Here is a 270-nt window from a genome sequence, read left to right as displayed (position 1 = left end):
CTGTCCTGCGTGGTCGCGTACTTCGTCGCGCGCGCGACCGGCAAGAAGTCGATGTACGAAATCACGCTGCATCGCAATCGCGAGGAAGCCGAGCGTCTGCGCCTGCGCGCCACGCAGATGCGCGAACTCGTGCGCCCCGCCGACACGGTCGTGCGCGCCGGGGCGACGGTGCAGGAAATGACGCGCGTGTTCCTCGAATATCCGGTCAAGTATCTTTACGTGACCGACGACGACGGCCGCTTCCTCGGCGCAGTCGCGCTCGCCGACATC

General features: G+C 66.3%; 1 pseudogene. It reads left to right on the top strand.

The window, feature by feature from the left end:
* A pseudogene (locus SB816_RS31870) lies at positions 1–270 on the top strand (chloride channel protein); the annotation flags it as partial.

Origin of the sequence: Achromobacter sp. SIMBA_011, from assembly GCF_046535435.1 — a bacterium.
GTDB classification, from domain to species: Bacteria; Pseudomonadota; Gammaproteobacteria; order Burkholderiales; family Burkholderiaceae_B; genus Achromobacter; species Achromobacter dolens.
The sequence above is the reverse complement of the archived record's forward strand: the minus strand, read 5'-3'. Positions and strand labels throughout refer to the sequence as shown.